17 protein-coding genes are annotated in these 18,733 nt (G+C 65.3%); 6 read left to right on the forward strand and 11 right to left on the reverse strand.

What is annotated here, in order from left to right; translation table 11 throughout:
• Nucleotides 1-95: 95 nt before the first annotated feature.
• Nucleotides 96-857 carry a decaprenylphospho-beta-D-erythro-pentofuranosid-2-ulose 2-reductase gene (locus tag ACQPYR_RS01305; RefSeq protein ID WP_433626619.1) on the reverse strand — a complete coding sequence of 254 codons (762 nt, stop codon included), beginning with the start codon at nucleotides 855-857 and terminating at the stop codon, nucleotides 96-98.
• On the reverse strand, nucleotides 854-2,308 hold the full coding sequence (locus ACQPYR_RS01310; RefSeq protein WP_433626622.1) for an FAD-binding protein: 1,455 nt from the start codon (nucleotides 2,306-2,308) through the stop codon (nucleotides 854-856). The genes ACQPYR_RS01305 and ACQPYR_RS01310 overlap by 4 nt, the downstream gene beginning before the upstream one ends.
• Nucleotides 2,309-2,595: 287 nt before the next feature.
• On the opposite strand from ACQPYR_RS01310, the gene ACQPYR_RS01315 reads away from it, so the two are divergent.
• Entirely contained in the window at nucleotides 2,596-3,045 is a 450-nt protein-coding gene (locus ACQPYR_RS01315) for a GtrA family protein (RefSeq protein ID WP_433635433.1), read from the forward strand.
• A gap of 80 nt (nucleotides 3,046-3,125) precedes the next feature.
• Here ACQPYR_RS01315 and ACQPYR_RS01320 read toward each other — a convergent pair whose 3' ends face one another.
• From ACQPYR_RS01320 to ACQPYR_RS01330, 3 genes are all read right to left on the reverse strand, one after another.
• Nucleotides 3,126-3,743, reverse strand: coding sequence for a pyridoxamine 5'-phosphate oxidase family protein (locus ACQPYR_RS01320; RefSeq protein ID WP_433626624.1), 618 nt, complete (start codon nucleotides 3,741-3,743; stop codon nucleotides 3,126-3,128).
• Between the two features lie 215 nt (nucleotides 3,744-3,958).
• Nucleotides 3,959-6,208, reverse strand: coding sequence for a molybdopterin-dependent oxidoreductase (locus ACQPYR_RS01325; RefSeq protein WP_433626627.1), 2,250 nt, complete (start codon nucleotides 6,206-6,208; stop codon nucleotides 3,959-3,961).
• A gap of 241 nt (nucleotides 6,209-6,449) precedes the next feature.
• Complete coding sequence (locus tag ACQPYR_RS01330) at nucleotides 6,450-6,929, reverse strand: hypothetical protein (protein ID WP_387295806.1); 480 nt, start codon at nucleotides 6,927-6,929, stop codon at nucleotides 6,450-6,452.
• A 290-nt stretch (nucleotides 6,930-7,219) separates the two neighbouring features.
• Here ACQPYR_RS01330 and ACQPYR_RS01335 point away from each other — a divergent pair, with 290 nt between their 5' ends.
• Nucleotides 7,220-7,774: a DUF4282 domain-containing protein gene (locus ACQPYR_RS01335; RefSeq protein ID WP_433626630.1), complete on the forward strand. Its 555-nt coding sequence runs from the start codon at nucleotides 7,220-7,222 to the stop codon at nucleotides 7,772-7,774.
• A 139-nt stretch (nucleotides 7,775-7,913) separates the two neighbouring features.
• A complete protein-coding gene (locus ACQPYR_RS01340) occupies nucleotides 7,914-8,789 on the forward strand; it encodes a helix-turn-helix domain-containing protein (protein ID WP_433626633.1) in 876 nt (291 codons plus the stop codon).
• A 207-nt stretch (nucleotides 8,790-8,996) separates the two neighbouring features.
• On the opposite strand, the gene ACQPYR_RS01345 is transcribed toward ACQPYR_RS01340, so the two are convergent.
• Nucleotides 8,997-9,419: a MarR family winged helix-turn-helix transcriptional regulator gene (locus ACQPYR_RS01345; protein WP_433626635.1), complete on the reverse strand. Its 423-nt coding sequence runs from the start codon at nucleotides 9,417-9,419 to the stop codon at nucleotides 8,997-8,999.
• 85 nt (nucleotides 9,420-9,504) lie between these two features.
• Here ACQPYR_RS01345 and ACQPYR_RS01350 point away from each other — a divergent pair, with 85 nt between their 5' ends.
• Nucleotides 9,505-10,962, forward strand: coding sequence for an MFS transporter (locus tag ACQPYR_RS01350; RefSeq protein WP_433626638.1), 1,458 nt, complete (start codon nucleotides 9,505-9,507; stop codon nucleotides 10,960-10,962).
• A gap of 73 nt (nucleotides 10,963-11,035) precedes the next feature.
• On the opposite strand, the gene ACQPYR_RS01355 is transcribed toward ACQPYR_RS01350, so the two are convergent.
• Together ACQPYR_RS01355 and rfbA are read right to left on the reverse strand one after the other, a co-directional pair.
• Complete coding sequence (locus ACQPYR_RS01355; protein WP_063039795.1) at nucleotides 11,036-11,584, reverse strand: dTDP-4-dehydrorhamnose 3,5-epimerase family protein; 549 nt, start codon at nucleotides 11,582-11,584, stop codon at nucleotides 11,036-11,038.
• A 3-nt stretch (nucleotides 11,585-11,587) separates the two neighbouring features.
• Complete coding sequence (gene rfbA, locus ACQPYR_RS01360; protein ID WP_433626641.1) at nucleotides 11,588-12,460, reverse strand: glucose-1-phosphate thymidylyltransferase RfbA; 873 nt, start codon at nucleotides 12,458-12,460, stop codon at nucleotides 11,588-11,590.
• Between the two features lie 220 nt (nucleotides 12,461-12,680).
• Between rfbA and ACQPYR_RS01365 the strand changes: the two genes are divergently transcribed.
• Nucleotides 12,681-13,688, forward strand: coding sequence for an alpha/beta hydrolase (locus tag ACQPYR_RS01365; protein ID WP_433626643.1), 1,008 nt, complete (start codon nucleotides 12,681-12,683; stop codon nucleotides 13,686-13,688).
• A 347-nt stretch (nucleotides 13,689-14,035) separates the two neighbouring features.
• On the opposite strand, the gene ACQPYR_RS01370 is transcribed toward ACQPYR_RS01365, so the two are convergent.
• Nucleotides 14,036-14,752 (reverse strand): hypothetical protein, encoded by a 717-nt coding sequence (locus ACQPYR_RS01370; RefSeq protein WP_387295790.1) that lies wholly within the window; start codon nucleotides 14,750-14,752, stop codon nucleotides 14,036-14,038.
• A 305-nt stretch (nucleotides 14,753-15,057) separates the two neighbouring features.
• Here ACQPYR_RS01370 and rfbB point away from each other — a divergent pair, with 305 nt between their 5' ends.
• Complete coding sequence (gene rfbB / locus ACQPYR_RS01375; protein ID WP_433626646.1) at nucleotides 15,058-16,065, forward strand: dTDP-glucose 4,6-dehydratase; 1,008 nt, start codon at nucleotides 15,058-15,060, stop codon at nucleotides 16,063-16,065.
• Nucleotide 16,066: 1 nt separating this feature from the next.
• Here the strand turns inward: rfbB and ACQPYR_RS01380 are convergent, their stop codons facing one another.
• Nucleotides 16,067-17,653, reverse strand: coding sequence for a DUF2142 domain-containing protein (locus tag ACQPYR_RS01380; RefSeq protein ID WP_433626648.1), 1,587 nt, complete (start codon nucleotides 17,651-17,653; stop codon nucleotides 16,067-16,069).
• Nucleotides 17,650-18,630, reverse strand: a complete 981-nt coding sequence (locus tag ACQPYR_RS01385; protein ID WP_433626651.1) for a glycosyltransferase — start codon at nucleotides 18,628-18,630, stop codon at nucleotides 17,650-17,652. The genes ACQPYR_RS01380 and ACQPYR_RS01385 overlap by 4 nt, the downstream gene beginning before the upstream one ends.
• Nucleotides 18,631-18,733 lie beyond the last annotated feature (103 nt).

An 18,733-nucleotide genomic window follows, 5' to 3' on the forward strand; every position in this document is an offset into this window, starting at 1 on the left:
CCGGGCAGCCACGGAAGCGCGTGGTGCTGATATAGACGAGCCGCACCTGTCCCGCGCAAACGAATGCGCGGCCGACACGGTGCGGCTCGTGGAAATCAGATGGGCAGCTTGCGGAAGATCGGGCGCGGGATGTGGCGCAGGATCATCATCACGAAGCGGAAGGTGCCGGGTGCCCAGACGAGCTCCTTGCCCCGCTGCGACGCCGAAACCGCCAGTGCCGCAATGTCTTCCTTGTTGACGGTGAGCGGAGCCTCTTTGACGTGCGCCGAGAACCGGGTCCGCACCATGCCCGGCCGGATCACCAGCACGCGCGGTCCGTACGGCCGCAGTGCCTCGCCGAGCCCCAGGTAGAAGCCGTCGAGTCCGGCCTTGGTGGATCCGTAGACGAAGTTCGAGCGACGCACCCGCTCACCGGCCACCGAGGACATGGCGATGATCCGCCCGAAGCCCTGCTTCTTCATCTTCTCGCCGACCAGCACACCGACGGAAACCGCGGCGGTGTAATTGATTCCGGCGACCTGCACGGCCTTGCGCTGGTTCTGCCACAGCTCTTCCGGATCGCCGTCCAGGGCGAACGCGACGATGGCGACATCCACGTCGCCGCCGTCCCAGGCCGCGTCGATAACCCTGGGATGGGCCTCGGTATCGAGCGCGTCGAAGTCGATGACGTCGACCTGGGTCGCACCGGCCGACTTCAGCTCGGAGACGGCGTCCTCGCGCAGCGGATCACCGGGCAGTGCGGCCAGGATGATGCGCGCTGGACTCTTGCGCAGGTACTCGGCGCAGATCGCCAAGCCGATCTCCGAGGTACCGCCCAGCAGCAGGATGGTCTGCGGGTTGCCTACGGCATTAATCACTGGAGCTCCAGCCTTCTCGCCATATCGGACATGAAAACGCCTGTGGGATCGACACTTCGGCGGATCTTGATCCACTCGTCGATCCGCGGGTACATCTGGTGGAAGGTCTCCGCGGTGGTGCGCGAATCCTTCGCGGTGTAGAGCCGCCCGCCGAACTCCATGACGCGGCGGTCCAGTTCGCTCACCAACTCGTTCAGACCCGGCTTGATCGGGAAGTCGACGCAGATGTTCCAGCCCGGCATCGGGAAGCTCAGCGGTGCGGGGTTACCCGGGCCGAACAGCTTGAAAACGTTCAGTGCCGAGTAGTGTCCGGAGCTCTGGATATCGATGATGATCCGCTTGAACTCCTCGACCGCCTCGGTCGGCACCACGAACTGGTACTGCAGGAAGCCGTTGGAACCGTAGCCGCGGTTCCACTCCGCGATCATGTCGAGCGGGTGGTAGAACTGCGTCAGATTCTGCACCTTGCCGGTGTAATTGCCGCCCATGGCGTAGTACGCCTCACCGATGGCCTGGAGCGTGAGCTTGTTCATGGTCCAGTTCGGGAAGATATCGGGCACCGTCATCAGCTGCGGCGCGTCGAACTTCAGCGGCTTCTTGCGCAGACGCTTGGGTAGTTCGTCGACCTTGGCGAGGCGGCCGCGGGTGATGGTGGCCCGGCCGAGCTTCGGCAGCGGGCTGATCACGTCGAACCACGCGCTGGAGTAGGTGTAGTTCGCCTCGCTGCCGTCGCTGTGCGCGGCGATGGTCTCGTCGAGCGTCGTGGTCTTCACGCCGTCGTTGAGGAAGTACGCCGTCTCGGTGGGCGCCATCTCGATGGTGGCGCGCAGGATGATGCCGGTGAGTCCGTTGCCGCCGACGGTCGCCCAGAACAGCTTGGCATTGCGCTTGGGCGTGATGTGCTGCACCTGCCCGTCGGCGGTGAGCAGATCGATCGAGCGCACGTGGTTGCCGAAGCTGCCCTCGCTGTGATGGTTCTTACCGTGGATATCGGAGGCGATGGCGCCGCCGATGGTCACCTGACGGGTGCCGGGCAGCACCGGAACCCACAGCCCGAACGGCAGCGCGGCCTTCATGAGCTGGTCCAGGCTGACGCCGCCGTCCACATCGACGATCCGGGTGTCCCGGTCGATCCGGTGGATATTGTTCAGCGCCGTCATATCGACGACGAGGCCGCCCGCGTTCTGCGCGTGATCGCCATAGGAGCGGCCGAGCCCGCGCGCGATGATGCCGCGACGCAGGTGGGCCGGCTTGGAGTCGTTGTCCTCGGCGACCATGGCGACGGCCTTGGCGATCAGTTCGGGATCGCTCGTCGAGAGCACTTCGGAAGATGTTGGTGCGGTGCGACCCCACCCGGTCAATGCCTTGGTCCGCGTCGGCAGCGCGTAGGTGCCGTCGGTGACATTGCCGGAGTTACCGGTTGTGGTGGCGGTCGGAGCTTTCGTGGACATCGGCATAGAGGCTACATGCATGAGGCGATATGCGGTCGGCGTCGCCGTACTCCCCAGTATGTGGGGTCCGGCAGCGGTCGCGTCGCGCCGGACAAGTGTCCAATCGGTGCTCGGTCCGCGTGCCGCGGGTCACCGGCGTTACGCTCGTCGGCGTGCAAGCAGAACCCCAGCTGCCGCTCCCGGCCGAACTGCCGTTGGTCGACGAGCCGGCCGGCGTGACCGACGGGCCCGAAGGCGGTAGCCCCGGACCAGCGCAGTCGGCCGAAGGCCGCCCGTCGAGGGTGGCGGTGGGCGACGGGCGGGCCCACGAAGGGACCCGGGAGCGCCGAATCGAATCCGGTACCGAGGTCGACCTCAAGACCCAGATCATCCGGTTCACCCTCACCGGTGGCCTCTCGGCCATCGTCGACTACGGGATCTACAGCTTCCTGCTGAACCTGATCGGCCTTCCGGTCAGCGTCGCCAAATCGATCAGCTTCATCGCGGGCACCACCACCGCCTACCTGATCAATCGCCGCTGGACCTTCCAGGCACCCCCGAGCCGCGCCCGCTTCATCGCGGTGGTGATCCTCTACGCCGTCACCTTCGCCGTCCAGGTCGGCATCAACCAGGTGCTCTACGCCACCCTGCCGGGCGACTGGTGGCGCCAGCCGCTGGCGTTCGTCATCGCCCAGGGCACCGCGACGGTCATCAACTTCGTCGTGCAGCGCCTGGTCATCTTCAAACTCGGTGTCTAATGGCAGCGCCTGCGGCGCCGCGAACTCCTCGCTCGTAAGACTCGCTCCGTTTGGGTCGAGTATGCAGCTCGGCGAACGAATCAGCGCGGAATCAGGGCGTTGGCCTGCGCCTTGGCTCCGAAGTAGTCGCCGCCCTTGGCGCGGACGTTGTCGGTGCCCCACTCCCGCTGCTCACGCGCCGCGGGGACCAGATGCGGGATGTGTTTGCGGCAGTGGATGTAGGCCTCTTCCACATCGACCACCACCCAGTGCTGCGCGGCTCGCCCCTTGACGTTCTCGGGTAGTTCCGCGACGTTGTGGCGCAGCGCGGTGTCGTCCACGATCCGCGCCGAACCGTTGATGTGCAATCCGATCAGATCCTGGACGAAATCGATTAGCAGGATGCCTACGTGCGGGTTCTCCAGGATGTTGCCGAGGCTGGCGTGCACACCGTTGCCGCGGTATTCCGGGTAGGCAAGAGTGCGTTCGTCGATCACGTGCAGAAAGCCGGGCAGGCCGGCACGGAAGCTTGTGTCGCATTCGCCGTGTTTGTCCGCGGTGGCGATGAACGCCATATCCATCCGGGCGATGAATTCGATCATCGTCGGGTTCAGCTGGTCGAGTACTTGATCTTGGTAGAAGCGTTCGGCGCGGTCCTGCGTACCGTACCTGTCCTGTAGTTCGCGCTCACCGTCACTGCCACAACGTGTACCGGGCATCGCGCCCCCTCTGGTAGCTGGAATCCGGCACACCGCAACGGGTTCGACGCTGAGCCCGCGACTAAACCGAAATCCTGTCCATTTTAGTCTGGCAACACAGCAAAATCCATGTTGAGAATGCATTGAATCTTTAGTTAGCGCAAGGGTTTCCAGAAAATAGCTACAATCCGACCGGCCGGAACTTTTACTGCCCGGCCGGTCGGATCGAGCGCAACTCAGGCAGGGGTCAAAGTCACCGGAACGCCATTGAAGACCGCATTTCCGGACGGCACATCCACCACCGAATCATCGGTCAGCACATTGGCATTCACCCCGGCATGCGCCCGGGCCACCGTCTGTGTGCTGTCGGTATGTCCCCAGCCGTGCGGCAAGCTGACCACCCCGGGCATGATCGCCTCGGTCGGCTCCAGCGGCACCGTCAGCGTCCCCGCGGCGGACTTCACGACCGCGGTATCGCCGAGCCCCAACCGCGCCACATCCGCCGGATTGATATGCAGCGTGCAGGTATTCGACCCGCTGACCAGCGTCGGGATATTGTGCATCCAGCTGTTGTTGGATCGCAGTTGACGCCGCCCGATCAACACCACATCCGGCGCGGCATCGGCGAGCCGGGCCCGCATCCGCGCGACATCGTCGAGCAGCGGCTGCGGCGCCAATTCCACCTGCTTGGACGCCGTCCGCAGCACGCCGGGCAGCCGCGGCTGCAAAGGGCCGAGATCGACACCGTGCGGATTGTCCAGCAGCACCTGCAGATTCAGCGTGCTGTATCGACCTCGGCGCTCCCGGGGCCCTGCGTCGTCACCCGAGCTACCGGCTGCGGGCCCGTCGCTCGCGGCGGCATTCCACTCGCCGTAGGGCCCGAGCCGCAGCATCAGGTCTATGCGCTGCTCGGTACTGTTGGACCCGATGAGTTCGGGCCGCCGCTCCGGTATGCCCGCCTTGTGCAGCATGCCCGCGATGATCAGTTCGTCGACGCCGGTCAGCGCCTCCGGTCCGGCAGGCTGCCCGGTGAGTGCGGCCCCGAGCCTGGCCAGGATCTCCGACTCCGAAGGCCGATCGCCGAGCGGGACCAGCGGCCGCGAGTACCGCGCGTAATTGCGAACCGCGAACTGCAGCAACGCGAAGTCGTAATGCGGCGACTGCGTCGAGCGCGGCGGCGGCAGGATCACATCCGCATGCCGGGTGGTCTCGTTCAGGTACCGGTCCACGCTGACCATGAAGTCCAATTGCGCGAATGCCGTATCCAACCGGACCCCGCTCGGCGCGGACAGCACCGGATTACCCGCGACGGTCACCAGCGCGCGCACCTGCCCCGCGCCCGGTGTCATGATCTCGTCGGCCAGGGTCGCCACCGGCAGTTCTCCCATTGCCTCGGGCAGCCCGCGCACCCGGCTGGCCCAGCGCCCGATGCGGAACGGCTTGGTGCGCGGGATACCGCCCGCCGCCGCATCGGCGAACATGGCGCCGCCGGGTGAATCGAGGTTGCCGGTCAGCACGTTGATCACCTCGACCAACCACTGGGTCAACGTGCCGAATTCGGCTGTGCAGGTGCCGATTCGCGCATACACCGCCGCGGTCGGCGCGGCCGCCAACTCCTGCGCGATCCGGATAACCGTCTCGGCGGGAATTCCGGTCCGTTCCGAAACCACCCCGGGTGTGAAATCCGCGGCTGCCGCGCGCACTTCGTCCAGTCCAGCGACATCCACGCGGATATCGGTAAGCCCCTGTTCGAACAATGTGTGCACGATCCCGAACAACAGATAAGCATCGCTACCCGGCCGGATGAACAGATGCTCATCGGCCAGCTTCGCGGTCCGCGTTTCCCGCGGATCGACCACGACGAATTTCCCGCCGCGCTTGCGCAATGCCTTCAACCGGCCAGGGAAATCCGGTGCGGTGCACAGCGATCCGTTCGATTCCAGCGGATTCGCGCCCAGCATCAGCAGATAGTCGGTGCGATCCAGATCCGGCACCGGCACGGTGAGCGGATCACCGAACATCAACCCGCTCGCCACCTGCTTGGGCATTTGATCGGCGGTACTCGCCGAAAACAGATTCTTGGTGCCGAGCGCCCGGATCAGCACCGGCACATACAGCGCCCCCGCCACGGTATGCGCGTTCGGATTGCCGAGATACAGCGCCGCCGATTGATTTCCGTGCTCGGCCACGATCGCCGGGAAACGTGCGGCGATGAGCTCGAATGCCTCGGGCCAGGATGCGGTGCGCCAGGTATCGGTGGCCCGGTCCCGGATCATCGGTTCGGTCAGCCGATCCGGATCTTCGTCGAGATGACCGAAGCTGGCCCCCTTGGGGCAGATGAACCCCTTGCTGAACGGATCCTGTCGATCCCCGCGAACCGAGGTCACATGGTCGTTCGAGTCGAGTGTGATCTCGAGTCCGCAGACCGCCTCGCACAGCGGGCAGGTCCGCAGAAGCGTCCGGGAGTCATCAGTGAGCTGGGCCATAACCCCCATCATCGCGCGCGATGGATCTAAGTGAAACAAGAACGATCGATATATTCGCGCGGAGTGCATCGGCATATTCCGCGAATCAGTCGAACGGCACCAACGCAACGACTGATTTCGCGAGAACATGGGTAACTCGTCGGGTACGCCCAACACTGATCATGCACTCGACGCAGGACCTGTACGCAGGCCGAGCGGCACCCCACTTGTATGGGCTAAGTATGCGGGGAGGCGGATGAGCTCAGCAGGCGACGGTGCTGACGGTCGTGCGACGCGAGAGCGCCGAGCGAACCGCCGCGCCGATCGCGACTACCGGCGGGATCCAGCGGGCCTCGCCGGGCGCCACGCCCCAGCAAGCCTCGCCGGTGGTGAGCTGGGTGGGGGGCAGCGGGATGCCGTCGCCGTCGGTGTAGACGGTGGCGCCCGCCTCGCGCAGTGCCTCCAGCGCCATCGCGGCCTTGCGCAAGCCGGTGACCAAGTGGATCTCGCGACGCTCGGCGCCGGGAATCTCGATAACCGGACCGGTCAGGTTGTTCGCGCGCAGGAACCGGCGGACCTCGCCGGCCAGCTCACCGCTGATCTCGATACCCGACAGATCCTCATCCGTGATCAGGCAGATTCCGTTGGTCGTTTCAGCGATCGTCCACCCGCGCTGGATGTAGTCCTGCGCCGCGGCAGTCATCTCTGCCGCCGATGCGGAAGTCGGAAACGTGGTGCGCACTGTCTTTCTCCATTCCCCGATTGATCTGGGTCCTGCATACGTGGGTGGTATCGGGGCGGGGTGGGGTGGGCGTTACGGGTTGTACAAAAGATCTTGGTGACTGTCGGGTTCGTCTCACCCGGTAGTGATCGGCTATCACCGGGACACCTCTTTTAATGGGGTCGTGCCGCCGTCCCACGCGGCTGTACCGGTCGGTGTGAATCCACTCCTATTGGCCGGGCGTCGGATTGGGGGAAGGATCGCCATATGGGTGAGCATCGCGTAGCGATTCGATGGGGGGTGATGGTCGGGTGACGGGCGGGCGAGATGAATCCGATCGTGACGGGGCGGCGGATTCGGCAGAGTTCGAAACCGAATCACGCTGGATCACTTGGAAAGGCACCGCGTCCAAGCGGTTCTCGCGCACCGCGGAGCCCGAACCCGCCGAACCCTTCGAAAGTCCGCGGGCCTGGACCGCAGATGCCGCCCGCGGTCTGGTCGACGTGCAATTCCACCGTCCCGCGACCAGGACGTTGCTGCCGCTGGCCTACATGCTCGGCCTGGCCTTCGCGATCGGTATCCCGATCGCACTGACGGTGCTGATGTGGCAGGTCTCCGCGGTGCTCGGCGTGCTGACCGCCTTGATCGCGATACCGCTCGGCCTGACCATCGCGGCCGTCGTACGCCTGCTGCTCGAATTCCTGGAGAACGCGTCCAAGCTGGCCGGCAAGGTCGAGCACATCGCCGATCTCGCCGACGATCTGTTCCAGGCGCTTGCCGATGTCGCCGAGCCGGTCAACCAGCTTTCCGAAGACGTTCGCGCCGTGCAGTTCTGGCGCTTCCGCAAGGGCGGCGCACGCAAGTAGAACCCGGCTGGATTGCCGGATCATCCCCTGCGGGAACCTATTCGTCACTGTTGCGCCCCTGGCCTGCGTGCGACACCAATCGTGACCTGTGTCGGATTTACTGTGAAACAATGCTGTTCGGATATCGCGAGGGGGAAGCATGGCTTTACCGCAGGGCACAACCGGATCGACCATGCCGCGCAGGCAGCTCGGCCGACATCTGCGTGATCTGCGCAATCGGGCCAGGATGACCACTCGGATGGCGGCGCAGCAGCTCGAATGGTCCGAGGCCAAGATCTGGCGGATCGAAACAGGGCAAACCTCATTGCGCAGCCTGGACGTCGAGGCCATGTGCAAGATCTATGGTGCGCCAACCGATCTCGTCGAACCGCTGACCACACTGGCCAAGGAGACCAAGGCCAGGGGTTGGTGGACCGGATACAGCGATGTGATCGCCGAGGGTTTCGAGGTGTACATCGGTCTCGAGGAGGCCGCGCGAGCCCTGGCCACCTACGAGAACGAGCTGATCCCCGGACTGCTGCAGACCGAGGCGTACACCCGCGCGTTGCTGAAGTCCGCGCGTCCGGACGCGTCGGAGTCCGAAATCGAACGTCGGGTGCAGCTGCGCACGGCCCGACAGGCGTTGCTCACGCGCAAGGATTCGCCGCTGCATCTGGATGCGGTGATCAGTGAGTCGGTGCTGTGGCGGCGGGTCGGTGGTGCCGAGGTGACCGTCGAACAGCTCGCGCACCTGCGGCGCATGTGCGACCTGCCGAATGTGCGAATCCAGTTGGTGCCATCGGATTCCGGCTATCACGACGGTATGGATTCGGGCCCGTTCGTCCTGCTCGAATTCGCCGATACCGCGCAGGTGGAGCTGCGGGAGCCGCCGGTGGTCTATGTCGAGGCGTTCACCGGTCCGGTGTACCTGGACAAGGATCACGAAATCGAGCGCTACCGAACGGCTTTCGCGAACATCAAATCGGTGGCCGCGGATGCGCGCACCGGCATAGAGGAAGCGCGCGACAGTATCTGATTTGCCGCGCCTGCGGCGCGAACGGTCGCTCGTAAGACTCGCTCCGTTGTGGTACCTGATGGCGGGTCGTTCGACACCTGATGCGCGCGCGTCGAGACTTGCGCCAGTGGTGCATGCGCTTCGACGACTCGGACGCGAGACGGCCCGCGAACCTTGCTCGTAGGACTCGCTCTGTGGTGGCTGGGAAGGCGTGGATCAGCTAGCGCCTCAGCACTTCTGCCGATTGCCCCAGGTTCGCTCGAGCACGTCGCGATGGGTCGGCAGCGCCGACTCGTAGACCTCGCGCCCCTTCTCGGTCAGGCAGACGAAGATCGCGCGCCGATCCTCGGCGCACATACTGCGCGAAACCAGTCCGTCGCGCTCCAGCCGCGCCACCGCGCGTGAGAGGGCGCTCTGGCTCAGGTAGATGTCGTTGGCCAGATCGCTCATCCGATAGTCGCCGCAGGCCGCGTCGACCAGCCGGTCCAGCGTCTCGAATTCGCTGAGGCCGATATCGTGCTTGCCCTGCAGCTCCTTCTCGAGCGCACAGCTCACGGCGGCGTGCCGGTCGAGCAGCTCACGCCACTCGGCGACCAACCCGGTGGGCGCCACATCGCGCCCCGCTAATTGTGTTGTCGACGGCTTCGACATGGCCCTATCCTAGTGCTCCGCACAGTCCGATGCAAGTGCATTAAATGTGTTGGCATTTAATGTCGACGCATGTAACGTTCCCGCCATGACTTCTGCAGCAACCCTTTCGGCCGCGACGGCGACCGATCCGATCAGATGGTCCACCCGTCTCTGGGGCATGCTGATCACCCTCTGCATTGTGTTGTTCCTCGATGGTCTCGACGTCTCGATGATCGGTGTGGCGCTGCCGTCCATCGGCGCCGAACTGGATCTGTCGACTTCCACCCTGCAGTGGCTGGTCAGCGGCTATGTGCTGGGGTACGGCGGCCTGCTGCTGCTCGGCGGCCGCACCGCCGATCTGCTCGGGCGGCGCAAGGTCTTCCTGATCGCGCTCGCCGTCTTCGCGCTGGCATCGCTGGCGGGCGGTCTGGTCACCTCCGGCCCGCTGCTGATCCTGACCCGCTTCGTCAAGGGCCTGGCCGCGGCATTCACCGCCCCGACCGGTCTGTCCATCATCACCACCAACTTCGCCGAGGGGCCGGCCCGCAATAAGGCGCTGTCCATATACACCGTGTTCGGTGCGGGCGGTTACTCCATGGGTCTGCTGTTCGGCGGTCTGATGACCGGCATCGGCTGGCGCTGGACCTTCCTGCTCCCGGTACCGATCGCGCTCGCCGCACTGGCCGCGGCGTGGGTGCTGGTCCCCAAGGACGAGGCCGCCGAGGAGGGCGGGCACGACATCCTCGGTGCGCTGCTGTCCACCGCGGGCATGCTGTTGCTGGTCTACACCGTCGTCTCCGCGCCGGAGGTGGGCTGGGGTTCGGCGCGCACCATCGGTTCGTTCGTCGGCGCCGCGGTGCTGTTCGCCGGATTCGTCGCGGTGGAGAAGAAGGTGAAGTACCCGCTGGTGCGCCTCGGCATCCTGCGCAAGGTGACGCTGGTCCGGGCCAGCCTCGCGATCATCGCGGTGGCGGGATCGTATTTCAGCTGGCAGTTCATCGTGACCCTGTACATGCAGGATTCACTGGGCTGGTCGCCGCTGAAGCTGGCCATGGCGCTGCTGCCGGTCGGTCTGCTGGTCGTCGCGTCGGCGTTCTTCTCCGATAAGCTCGTCGACCGGTTCGGCACCGGGCCGATCATCGCGATCACCATGGTCGTGATGGCCATCGGCTACCTGCTGTTCCTGCGGCTGGACACCACCCCGTCGTATCTGACGATGATCCTGCCCGCGGTGCTGCTGATCGGCATCGGCTGGGTCGGCTTCCCCGCCATCAACATCCAGGCGACCAACGGCATCGATGATGATGAGCAGGGCCTGGCGGCCGGTGTACTGCAGACCTCCATGCAGGTCGGCGCGGCCATCGTGCTCGCGGTGAATACCGCGATCATCTCTTCGGGTGACCACGGCGCGAGCACTCCCTCCGCCATGCTCGACAACTTCCGTCCCGGACTGCAATTCGCCACGGGCGTCGCCATCGTCGGCGCGCTCATCGCCCTGACGGCTTACCTGCCCAAGCGTGCCAAGACACGGGCGCAGGAGCCGGAATTGGAACTCGTCGGCTGAATCAATCCCCTCCGCCGACGGTAAGTCGAACGTCACCGCTCCCTCCTCATCGGGGGCGGTGACGTTCGGTGTTTCATGAGAAGGGCGGAGCGGCAGCGTCTTTCGGGGAGCGGATATACGTCAGCGGGCGACCGTCCAGACCGACCTTCGGCCATTCGATGCCCAGCCGCGGATCGAAGGCATCCATATCCCTGTCGAATTCCGGCGTGTACTCGATCGAACAGAGATAGGTGACGGTGGAGTGATCCGCCAGCGACAGGATCGCATGGCCGAGACCCTCGGACAGGAACATCGAGCGCCGATCGACATCGTCGAGCACCACGCTGTCCCAGCGTCCGTAGGTGGGTGACCCGGGCCGCAGATCGACGACGACATCGAGGAACGCGCCGCGCACGCAGGTCACATATTTGGCCTGACCCGGCGGATCCTCGGTGTAGTGGATACCGCGTAGCACCCCGGCCGCCGAGACCGAGCAGTTGACCTGGCGCAGATCGAACGGCCGACCGGTCACCTTCTCGAATTCCGAGGCCTTGAACGATTCGCAGAACATGCCGCGCTCGTCGCCGAATTGGCGCGGGGTGATCACCCATGCCCCCGGCACGGCGAGTTCACGGAACTCCATCGTTCACCAATCCCGTCCGCGCTCGAGCAGATCGAGCAGATATGTCCCGTAGCCGGAGCGAACCAGCGGTTCGGCCAGCGCGCACAGCTGTTCGTCGTCGATGAAGCCCTGCCGCCACGCGACCTCTTCCGGCACGGCGATTTTCAGGCCCTGCCGCTGTTCGATGGTGCGCACGTAGTTGGCGGCGTCGAGCAGCGAGTCGAAGGTGCCGGTGTCCAACCAGGCGGTGCCGCGGGCGAGGACATCGACGCGCAGCCGATCCTGTTCCAGATAGGCGCGATTGATATCGGTGATCTCGTATTCGCCGCGCGCCGAGGGCCGCAGCCCGCGCGCGATCTCCACGACATCGTTGTCATAGAAATACAGCCCGGGGATGGCGTAGTTGGACCGCGGCACCTTGGGCTTCTCCTCGATCGAAACCGCTCGGCCCTCGGTGAATTCGACGACGCCGTAGGCGGTCGGATCAGAGACCCAGTACGCGAAGACCGCGCCGCCGTCGATCGCGGCGAAGCGTTCGAGGCTGGTGCCGAGGCCTGGTCCGTGGAAGATATTGTCGCCGAGCACCAATGCGGCGCTCTCGCCGCCGATGTGGTCGGCGCCGAGGACGAATGCCCTGGCGAGTCCGTCCGGTTCCGGTTGCACCACATAGCTGATCGAGATGCCGAACTGCGAGCCGTCGCCGAGTAGGCGGGCGAACGCGTCGGCGTCCTCCGGGGTGGTGATCACCAGGATGTCCCTGATGCCCGCCAGCATGAGCGTGGACAGCGGGTAGTAGACCATCGGCTTGTCGTAGACCGGGACCAGCTGTTTGCTCACCCCGCGCGTGATCGGGTGCAACCGGGATCCGGTGCCACCGGCCAAGATGATTCCGCGCATGGTCATCGAGTCTGCCAGGCGCATCCAGCTCGGCTTCGGCGAGGTTCCGACTCGCCTACGAATTGATCACGAACGTTTGGTTATCCGGCGCGGCGGGCGATATATGTAGCGTAGATCACGCTACGGTGTTGTGAAACATCAGCGTGTGAGATGTCAGCGTCGACTCTCGCCTGAGAACCGTTCGGTCGGGTTCGGCGCGCCAGTGTGAGGTAGGTGCGCGATGGTGGCGATCAGCGGGAGTGAATTCGACGCAGTTGATCCGGGTCTGTTGATGAACCCGGACGGTCCGAGCGCATCGGCCCGACTGCTGCTGGCGACCTGCCTCGGCGCGGTGCGGCCGGTGCTGCGGGTGTTTCCGGTCAGTCGCACGACCATCCCGATCGGTGCTCTCGCGATCGACGGACTGGCGCGACTGCGGCCGCAGCCGCGCGGAGTCGATCGAGAACAGGTGACGCTGAACGGGTTTCGGATGGAAATCCTGCGTCCCTCGGGCGGCTCGCGCGCCCTGCGGCACGGCGCGGTGCTGTACATGCACGGTGGCGGATTCGCCGTCTGCGGTCTCGGCACCCATCGCCCGATCGCGGCCAGCCTGGCCCGGCGCACCGGACTGCCTGTCGTCAATGTCGACTACCGTCAGCTGCCCGGGAACAATGTCGCCGCTGCGATCGAGGACTGCCTGACCGCCTACCGCTGGCTGCTGCGGCACGGCGCGGACCCGGCCAGGATCATGTTCGCGGGCGATTCGGCGGGCGGCTTCCTCGCCTTCGCCACCGCATTGCGCGCGATCGAGTCCGGGCTGCCGTCGCCGGGTGGGCTGATCGGGCTGAGCCCGCTGCTCGATCTGGACTACGCCGCCAAGCGCGACTATATGAATGTCGCGCGCGATCCCTATCTGCCGCTATCCGCGTTGGAGGCGGTGGTGCGGATCGGCGCCGAGGTGGACGGGGTGCTGGATCCGCTGGTGTCGCCGGTCAACGGCGCCCTGGCGAGCCTGCCGCCGGTGCTGCTGATCACTGCCGAAGACGAGATGCTGCGCTACGACTGCGAGCTCATGGCTCGCAGGCTGACCGCGGCCGGTGTCCCGAACGCGCTGGAGATCTGGCGCGGTCAGGTGCACGCCTTCATGGCGATAGCCCCGAACCTGCCCGAGAGCAGGATGGCATTGGCCCGGGTATCCCGGTTCGTGCGTGCCCGCCTCGAGCAGCCCCCACAGGCTCGGACGGCTTGACCTGGATCGGCCGGACGAGTCGCGAACCCCGCATCCGGACCTCGCCCTTCGGCGACGGTCCGGGGCGGGGTTCTTTGGTTGGAAGCCGAGCTTCGAATTCCCCTCGGCTATCCGGAGAATTCCCTGCGGCAGGCACAGCGATGCCTTTAGTTCAGTGTGATTTACCTTTTGTTCACTTGCCGGATGTTTGAAATTATCCCGGCTTCGGGTAGATCACAGCCCTATCAAGCGTGCAAATTCGGCCCGCCCATTTCGGTCGAGCGGCTATCAGCAGCGGAAACCCCGCCCGAGCGATGCGCGGGCGGGGTTTCCGGGGCTCGTTTTCAGTTGTGGAGCCGTTGTGCGACTTACTTCGCCGGTGCCGGCGCGTTGAACGGCGCGCTGGTGGTGGCGAAGTACTGGATCGCCGCACCGATCGCGACCGGAGCCGTGATGAAGATCTGACCGAGCAGGGTGCCCAGCGCACCGACGGCGAGGATGCCGGCGACGCAGCCGACGGCCGCGGCCGGGATGAACGGGCCGAACAGGCCGACGATGGTGGCCGAGGCGACCGTGGCACCGGCGATACCGCCGAGGACGCAGCCGAGGGCGCCGCCGCCGAGGCCGCCGACCAGGGTGCCGATGGTGGCGCCCATGGCGATGGTGTCCTTCATGCGGTTGAAGGCGGCCAGCTCACGGTCGTACTGGGTCTTGAACGGGGCCTGGTCCTCGTAGGGCAGCGCGACCGGCTTGTAGGTGGCCTTCGCCATGTCGAGCTGCGGGGTGAGGGTGGCGGTGTGGTCGGCGATGTCCGCGGCGATCGGGAACTCGAAGTCGTCGACGCGGAAGGTCAGCGGGGTGCCCGCGACGGTGGTGCCGTTGGCGGCCTTGATCTTGAGGGCGTTGTCCTCGACGACCAGCGAGCCGGAATCGATCGAGATGATCGACTGGGTGTCGGTGGCGTTCGCGGTGAAGTTGATCGGGGCGTCGGCGGATTCCGCCGGTGCCGCGTTGACAGTGCCCGCGGTGACGCCCATGGCGGCGATCAGCAGGGCCGAAGTCGCGGCGAATTTCCTCATCAGCATTTTATTTTGGACCTCGATGTGAAGCGTTCGGGGGGACTAGACGATCGAAATCTAGACCAGCTAACGAGTGGTGAACCCGTTGTGACCGTTAATTCAAATTTTGTTCACCATCGCGACTCGAGGCTTGGTGGGTTCGTTGAAATGTGCGCGTTGACCTTGCTTTTTCACAAAGAACTGAACCACGAGTCCTTCTTTCCGCTCGATAAGAGTGACTAACGTCACAGATTGAAACCCTGGTCGCGCAGGGGAATCTGGCCGGACGGATCCGGCCGCAGCGGTCCGCGCGGGCGACGTAAGGTCATGGGGTGCGACTGCTCGTAACCGGCGGGGCCGGGTTCATCGGTGCGAATTTCGTCCAACAGACCGTGGCAGAGCGTCCCGACGCCACCGTAACCGTCCTTGACGCCTTGACCTACGCGGGAAATCGGGCCTCGCTCGAGCCGGTGGCCGACCGCATCGACTTCGTGCACGGCGACATCGCCGATCTGGATCTGGTCGACGAGCTCGTCTCCGGTGTCGACGCCGTGGTCCACTTCGCCGCCGAATCGCACAATGACAACTCCCTCGCCGAACCCTGGCCGTTCGTGCAGACCAATATCGTCGGTACCTACTCGCTGCTGCAGGCGGTACGCCGCTACGACGTGCGCTATCACCATGTCTCCACCGACGAGGTCTACGGCGATCTCACTCCGGACGGTCCCGCATTCGACGAGGACACTCCCTACAACCCGTCCAGCCCCTACTCGGCCACCAAGGCCTCGAGCGATCTGCTGGTGCGCGCCTGGACCCGCTCGTTCGGCGTCCGCGCGACGATCTCCAACTGCAGCAACAACTACGGGCCGTATCAGCACGTGGAGAAGTTCATTCCGCGCCAGATCACCAACCTCATCGACGGCGTGCGGCCGCGGCTCTACGGTGCAGGCCATCAGGTGCGCGACTGGATCCACGTCGACGATCACAATCGCGCGGTGTGGGACATCCTGGAGCGTGGGCGAATCGGGCAGACCTATCTGATCGGCGCGGACGGTGAACTCGACAACAAGTCCGTGGTGCGGATGATCCTGCAGGCCTTCGACCGCGATCCGGACGATTTCGATCACGTCACCGACCGGGCGGGTCACGATCAGCGCTACGCCATCGATGCGACCCTGCTGCGCACCGAACTCGGTTGGACGCCACGCTATTCCGACTTCGCTGCCGGTCTCGCCGCGACCATCCGGTGGTACCGCGACAACGAATCCTGGTGGCGCCCGGCCAAAGCCACGACCGAGCGCGCCTACGCCGAGGCGGGCGAAACGACCATCAACGCCTGAGTCAGCCCCAGACGATCGAGTAGTACTTCCACAGCGCGGCGATCAGTGCTACCAGTGTGGCCGCGATGACGGCGACAGCCGGACCCTTGGTCGGGGTCTGGCCGCGAACGTCGGTGAGCCGCAACGGCATCCAGCGCAGCAGTACCACCGGTGCGACGATCGCCAGCGGCACGAAGTACCGGCCCTGGACGCCATCGATGATGTAGTAGCCGACCGGCGTGAACGACATGTACAGCGTCACGTAGATCATCGCGACGCTCGCGAGCAGCGTCAGCGCGACGATCAGTGTGCGCCGGAAGGTGGCGGTCGCGGTATTCATCCGATCCGCGATACCGATGCTGACCGCGAAGGCGAGCAGGCAGGCCAGCACCGACAGCGCGGGGACATCGATGTAGGCGAAGCCGAGTTCACCGAAGAACTGCATGAACCACCGCTGGTCGCGCAGTGCGATGCTCTCGCCGAAGGTGTTCACGAAATTCACCGGGTCGGTGAGGATTCCGTGCAGCTGATCGCTCGGCCGCACCGAATTCCACTGGTGCTGTGGGCGCATCAGGCCCATACCGTCGGTGGTCGGTCCCGCGATCTTCATCCAGACCGCGAACGCCAGCGCGCCCAGTCCCGCGAAACCCCATGGGATGAAACGCTTCCAACCGGCCGCACCGCCGAGGGCGAACCGGTTCGTCGGCACCAGCACCACGAGCATGGCGAGCAGCACGTAGGTCGGCTTGCTGACCGGCAGCAGCAGGATCGCGCCCAGTAGCGCGGCCGTCTCGGTACGACCGAGACCATCACCCAGGAACAGCGCCTTGACCAGCAACGCCGAAACCAGGATGGCCAGTGCGTTGGTCATGGTGTCGGCGGTGACGGTGCCCGCCTGGAAGACCGCGATCGGCAGCACGGCGACGGTGAACGCCAGCCACTGCACCCGGTGCGCGCGCAGTGCCCACAGCCCGAATCCAACCAGCGCGAGGTAGGTGGCCAGGCCCGCGAGCCGGGTCAGCAGCATCATCGCGCCGACATTCGGTCCGAACAGCTCGGCGACCCGAATGCCGATGGCCGCAGGGATATACGGCACCGGCGAGTAGGCGGCGGTATTGGTGAACCAGACCGGCTCCTCGGCCTCGGAAACCGCGGCGCCCTCCATCCGGGCGTAGCTGCCGGGATCGGCCACCATCTGATCCGGCTCTTCCGGATTGGTGCTGTAGTCGTGCAGCGCGTAGCCCATCAGCTCGGTGATGCTGATCGGCACATCGCCGCCGTAGGAGATGCCACGATCGTCGTGGATCCGCTGCGGCAGGAAGCCGCCGTGCGCGACCTGGTAGGCGCGACCGAACTGGGTGATTTCGTCGTGGCCCCAGAACGGCGGGGTGATCCAGGCGAACAGTGCGCCGAAGACCGTGGCGACGATGGTGAAGGCGACCGTCGCGGCGCCGAAGCGGGCCACGATCCGGCGTCCGAATTCACGTGCCGGATTCGATCTGCTCGAATCAGGTTCGGCGGCAGTGGATTCGGCTGTCGCGACATCGTTGTCCGTGGTCTCCGGTTCCGGATTCGCGGCAGTTGCGGTTCGATCCGCCGAGGTGGTCAACGCTCGGCTCCACCGATGTTTATGTCACCACCATGCGCGTCGTCCGCGCCGACGGCCGAGTAGCGCAGGTAGACCAGCCGGGCCGCCTCGTGCCGGGAGCGCCGGATGCCGTCCAGGATTAGCCCCGCGGTCCAGGCCAGGCTGCCGAGCAGCAGCAAGGTGAATCCGAGGAACAGTGTCGGGAAGCGGGGCACCTCGTGGGTGTTGTAGAACTCGACCACGATCGGAATGGTCAGGATGATCGAGACCAGCCAGCTCAGCGTGCCGAACAGCCCGTAGAACGCGACCGGCCGCTCATGTCTGGCCAGGCCGATGATCAGCGCCAGGATCTTGAATCCGTCGTGGTAGGTGCGCAGCTTGCTCTCACCGCCCGCGGGCCGATCGCGGAACCCGACCGGAACCGCGGTCTTGGGGACCCGCAGATGCAGGGAATGCACGGTCAGCTCGGTTTCGATCTCGAATTCGCGCGAGACGGCAGGGAAGCTTTTCACGAATCGGCGCGAGAACACCCGGAAGCCGCTGAGCATATCGTCGACGTTCTCGCCGAACACCTTTCCGACCACGCCGTTGAGCACCTTGTTGCCGGTCTCGTGGCCGGAGCGGTAGGCCGAGGCGCCCTCGTCCTGTTTGCGGACGCCGAGCACGTGGTCGTACGGACCGTCGAGCAGTGTCTTGATCATCAGCGGCGCGGCCGACGCCTCGTAGGTGTCGTCGCCGTCGATCATCAGATAGATATCGGCCTCGATATCGGCGAAGGCGCGGCGCACCACATTGCCCTTGCCCTTGGTGTGTTCGTGGCGCACGATCGCACCGGCCGCGCGGGCCCGCTCGGCGGTCGCGTCGGTGCTGCGGTTGTCGTAGACGTAGACGACGATTCCCGGCACGGCGGCCTGCAGGTCGGCGACGACCTTGGCGACCGAAGCCTCCTCGTTGTGGCATGGCACCACTGCGGCAATTCGGAGCTCGGTGGAGTCCACCCGGTCAATCCTCGATGTCGGCGGTGAATGGGGAACACCGGGAGGGTACAGGGCGGTACCTATTGGTGCTCACTCGGTTCACCGAGCCTACTGGGGTACCGTC

The organism is Nocardia sp. CA-120079 (assembly GCF_050955745.1).
Lineage (GTDB): Bacteria > Actinomycetota > Actinomycetes > Mycobacteriales > Mycobacteriaceae > Nocardia.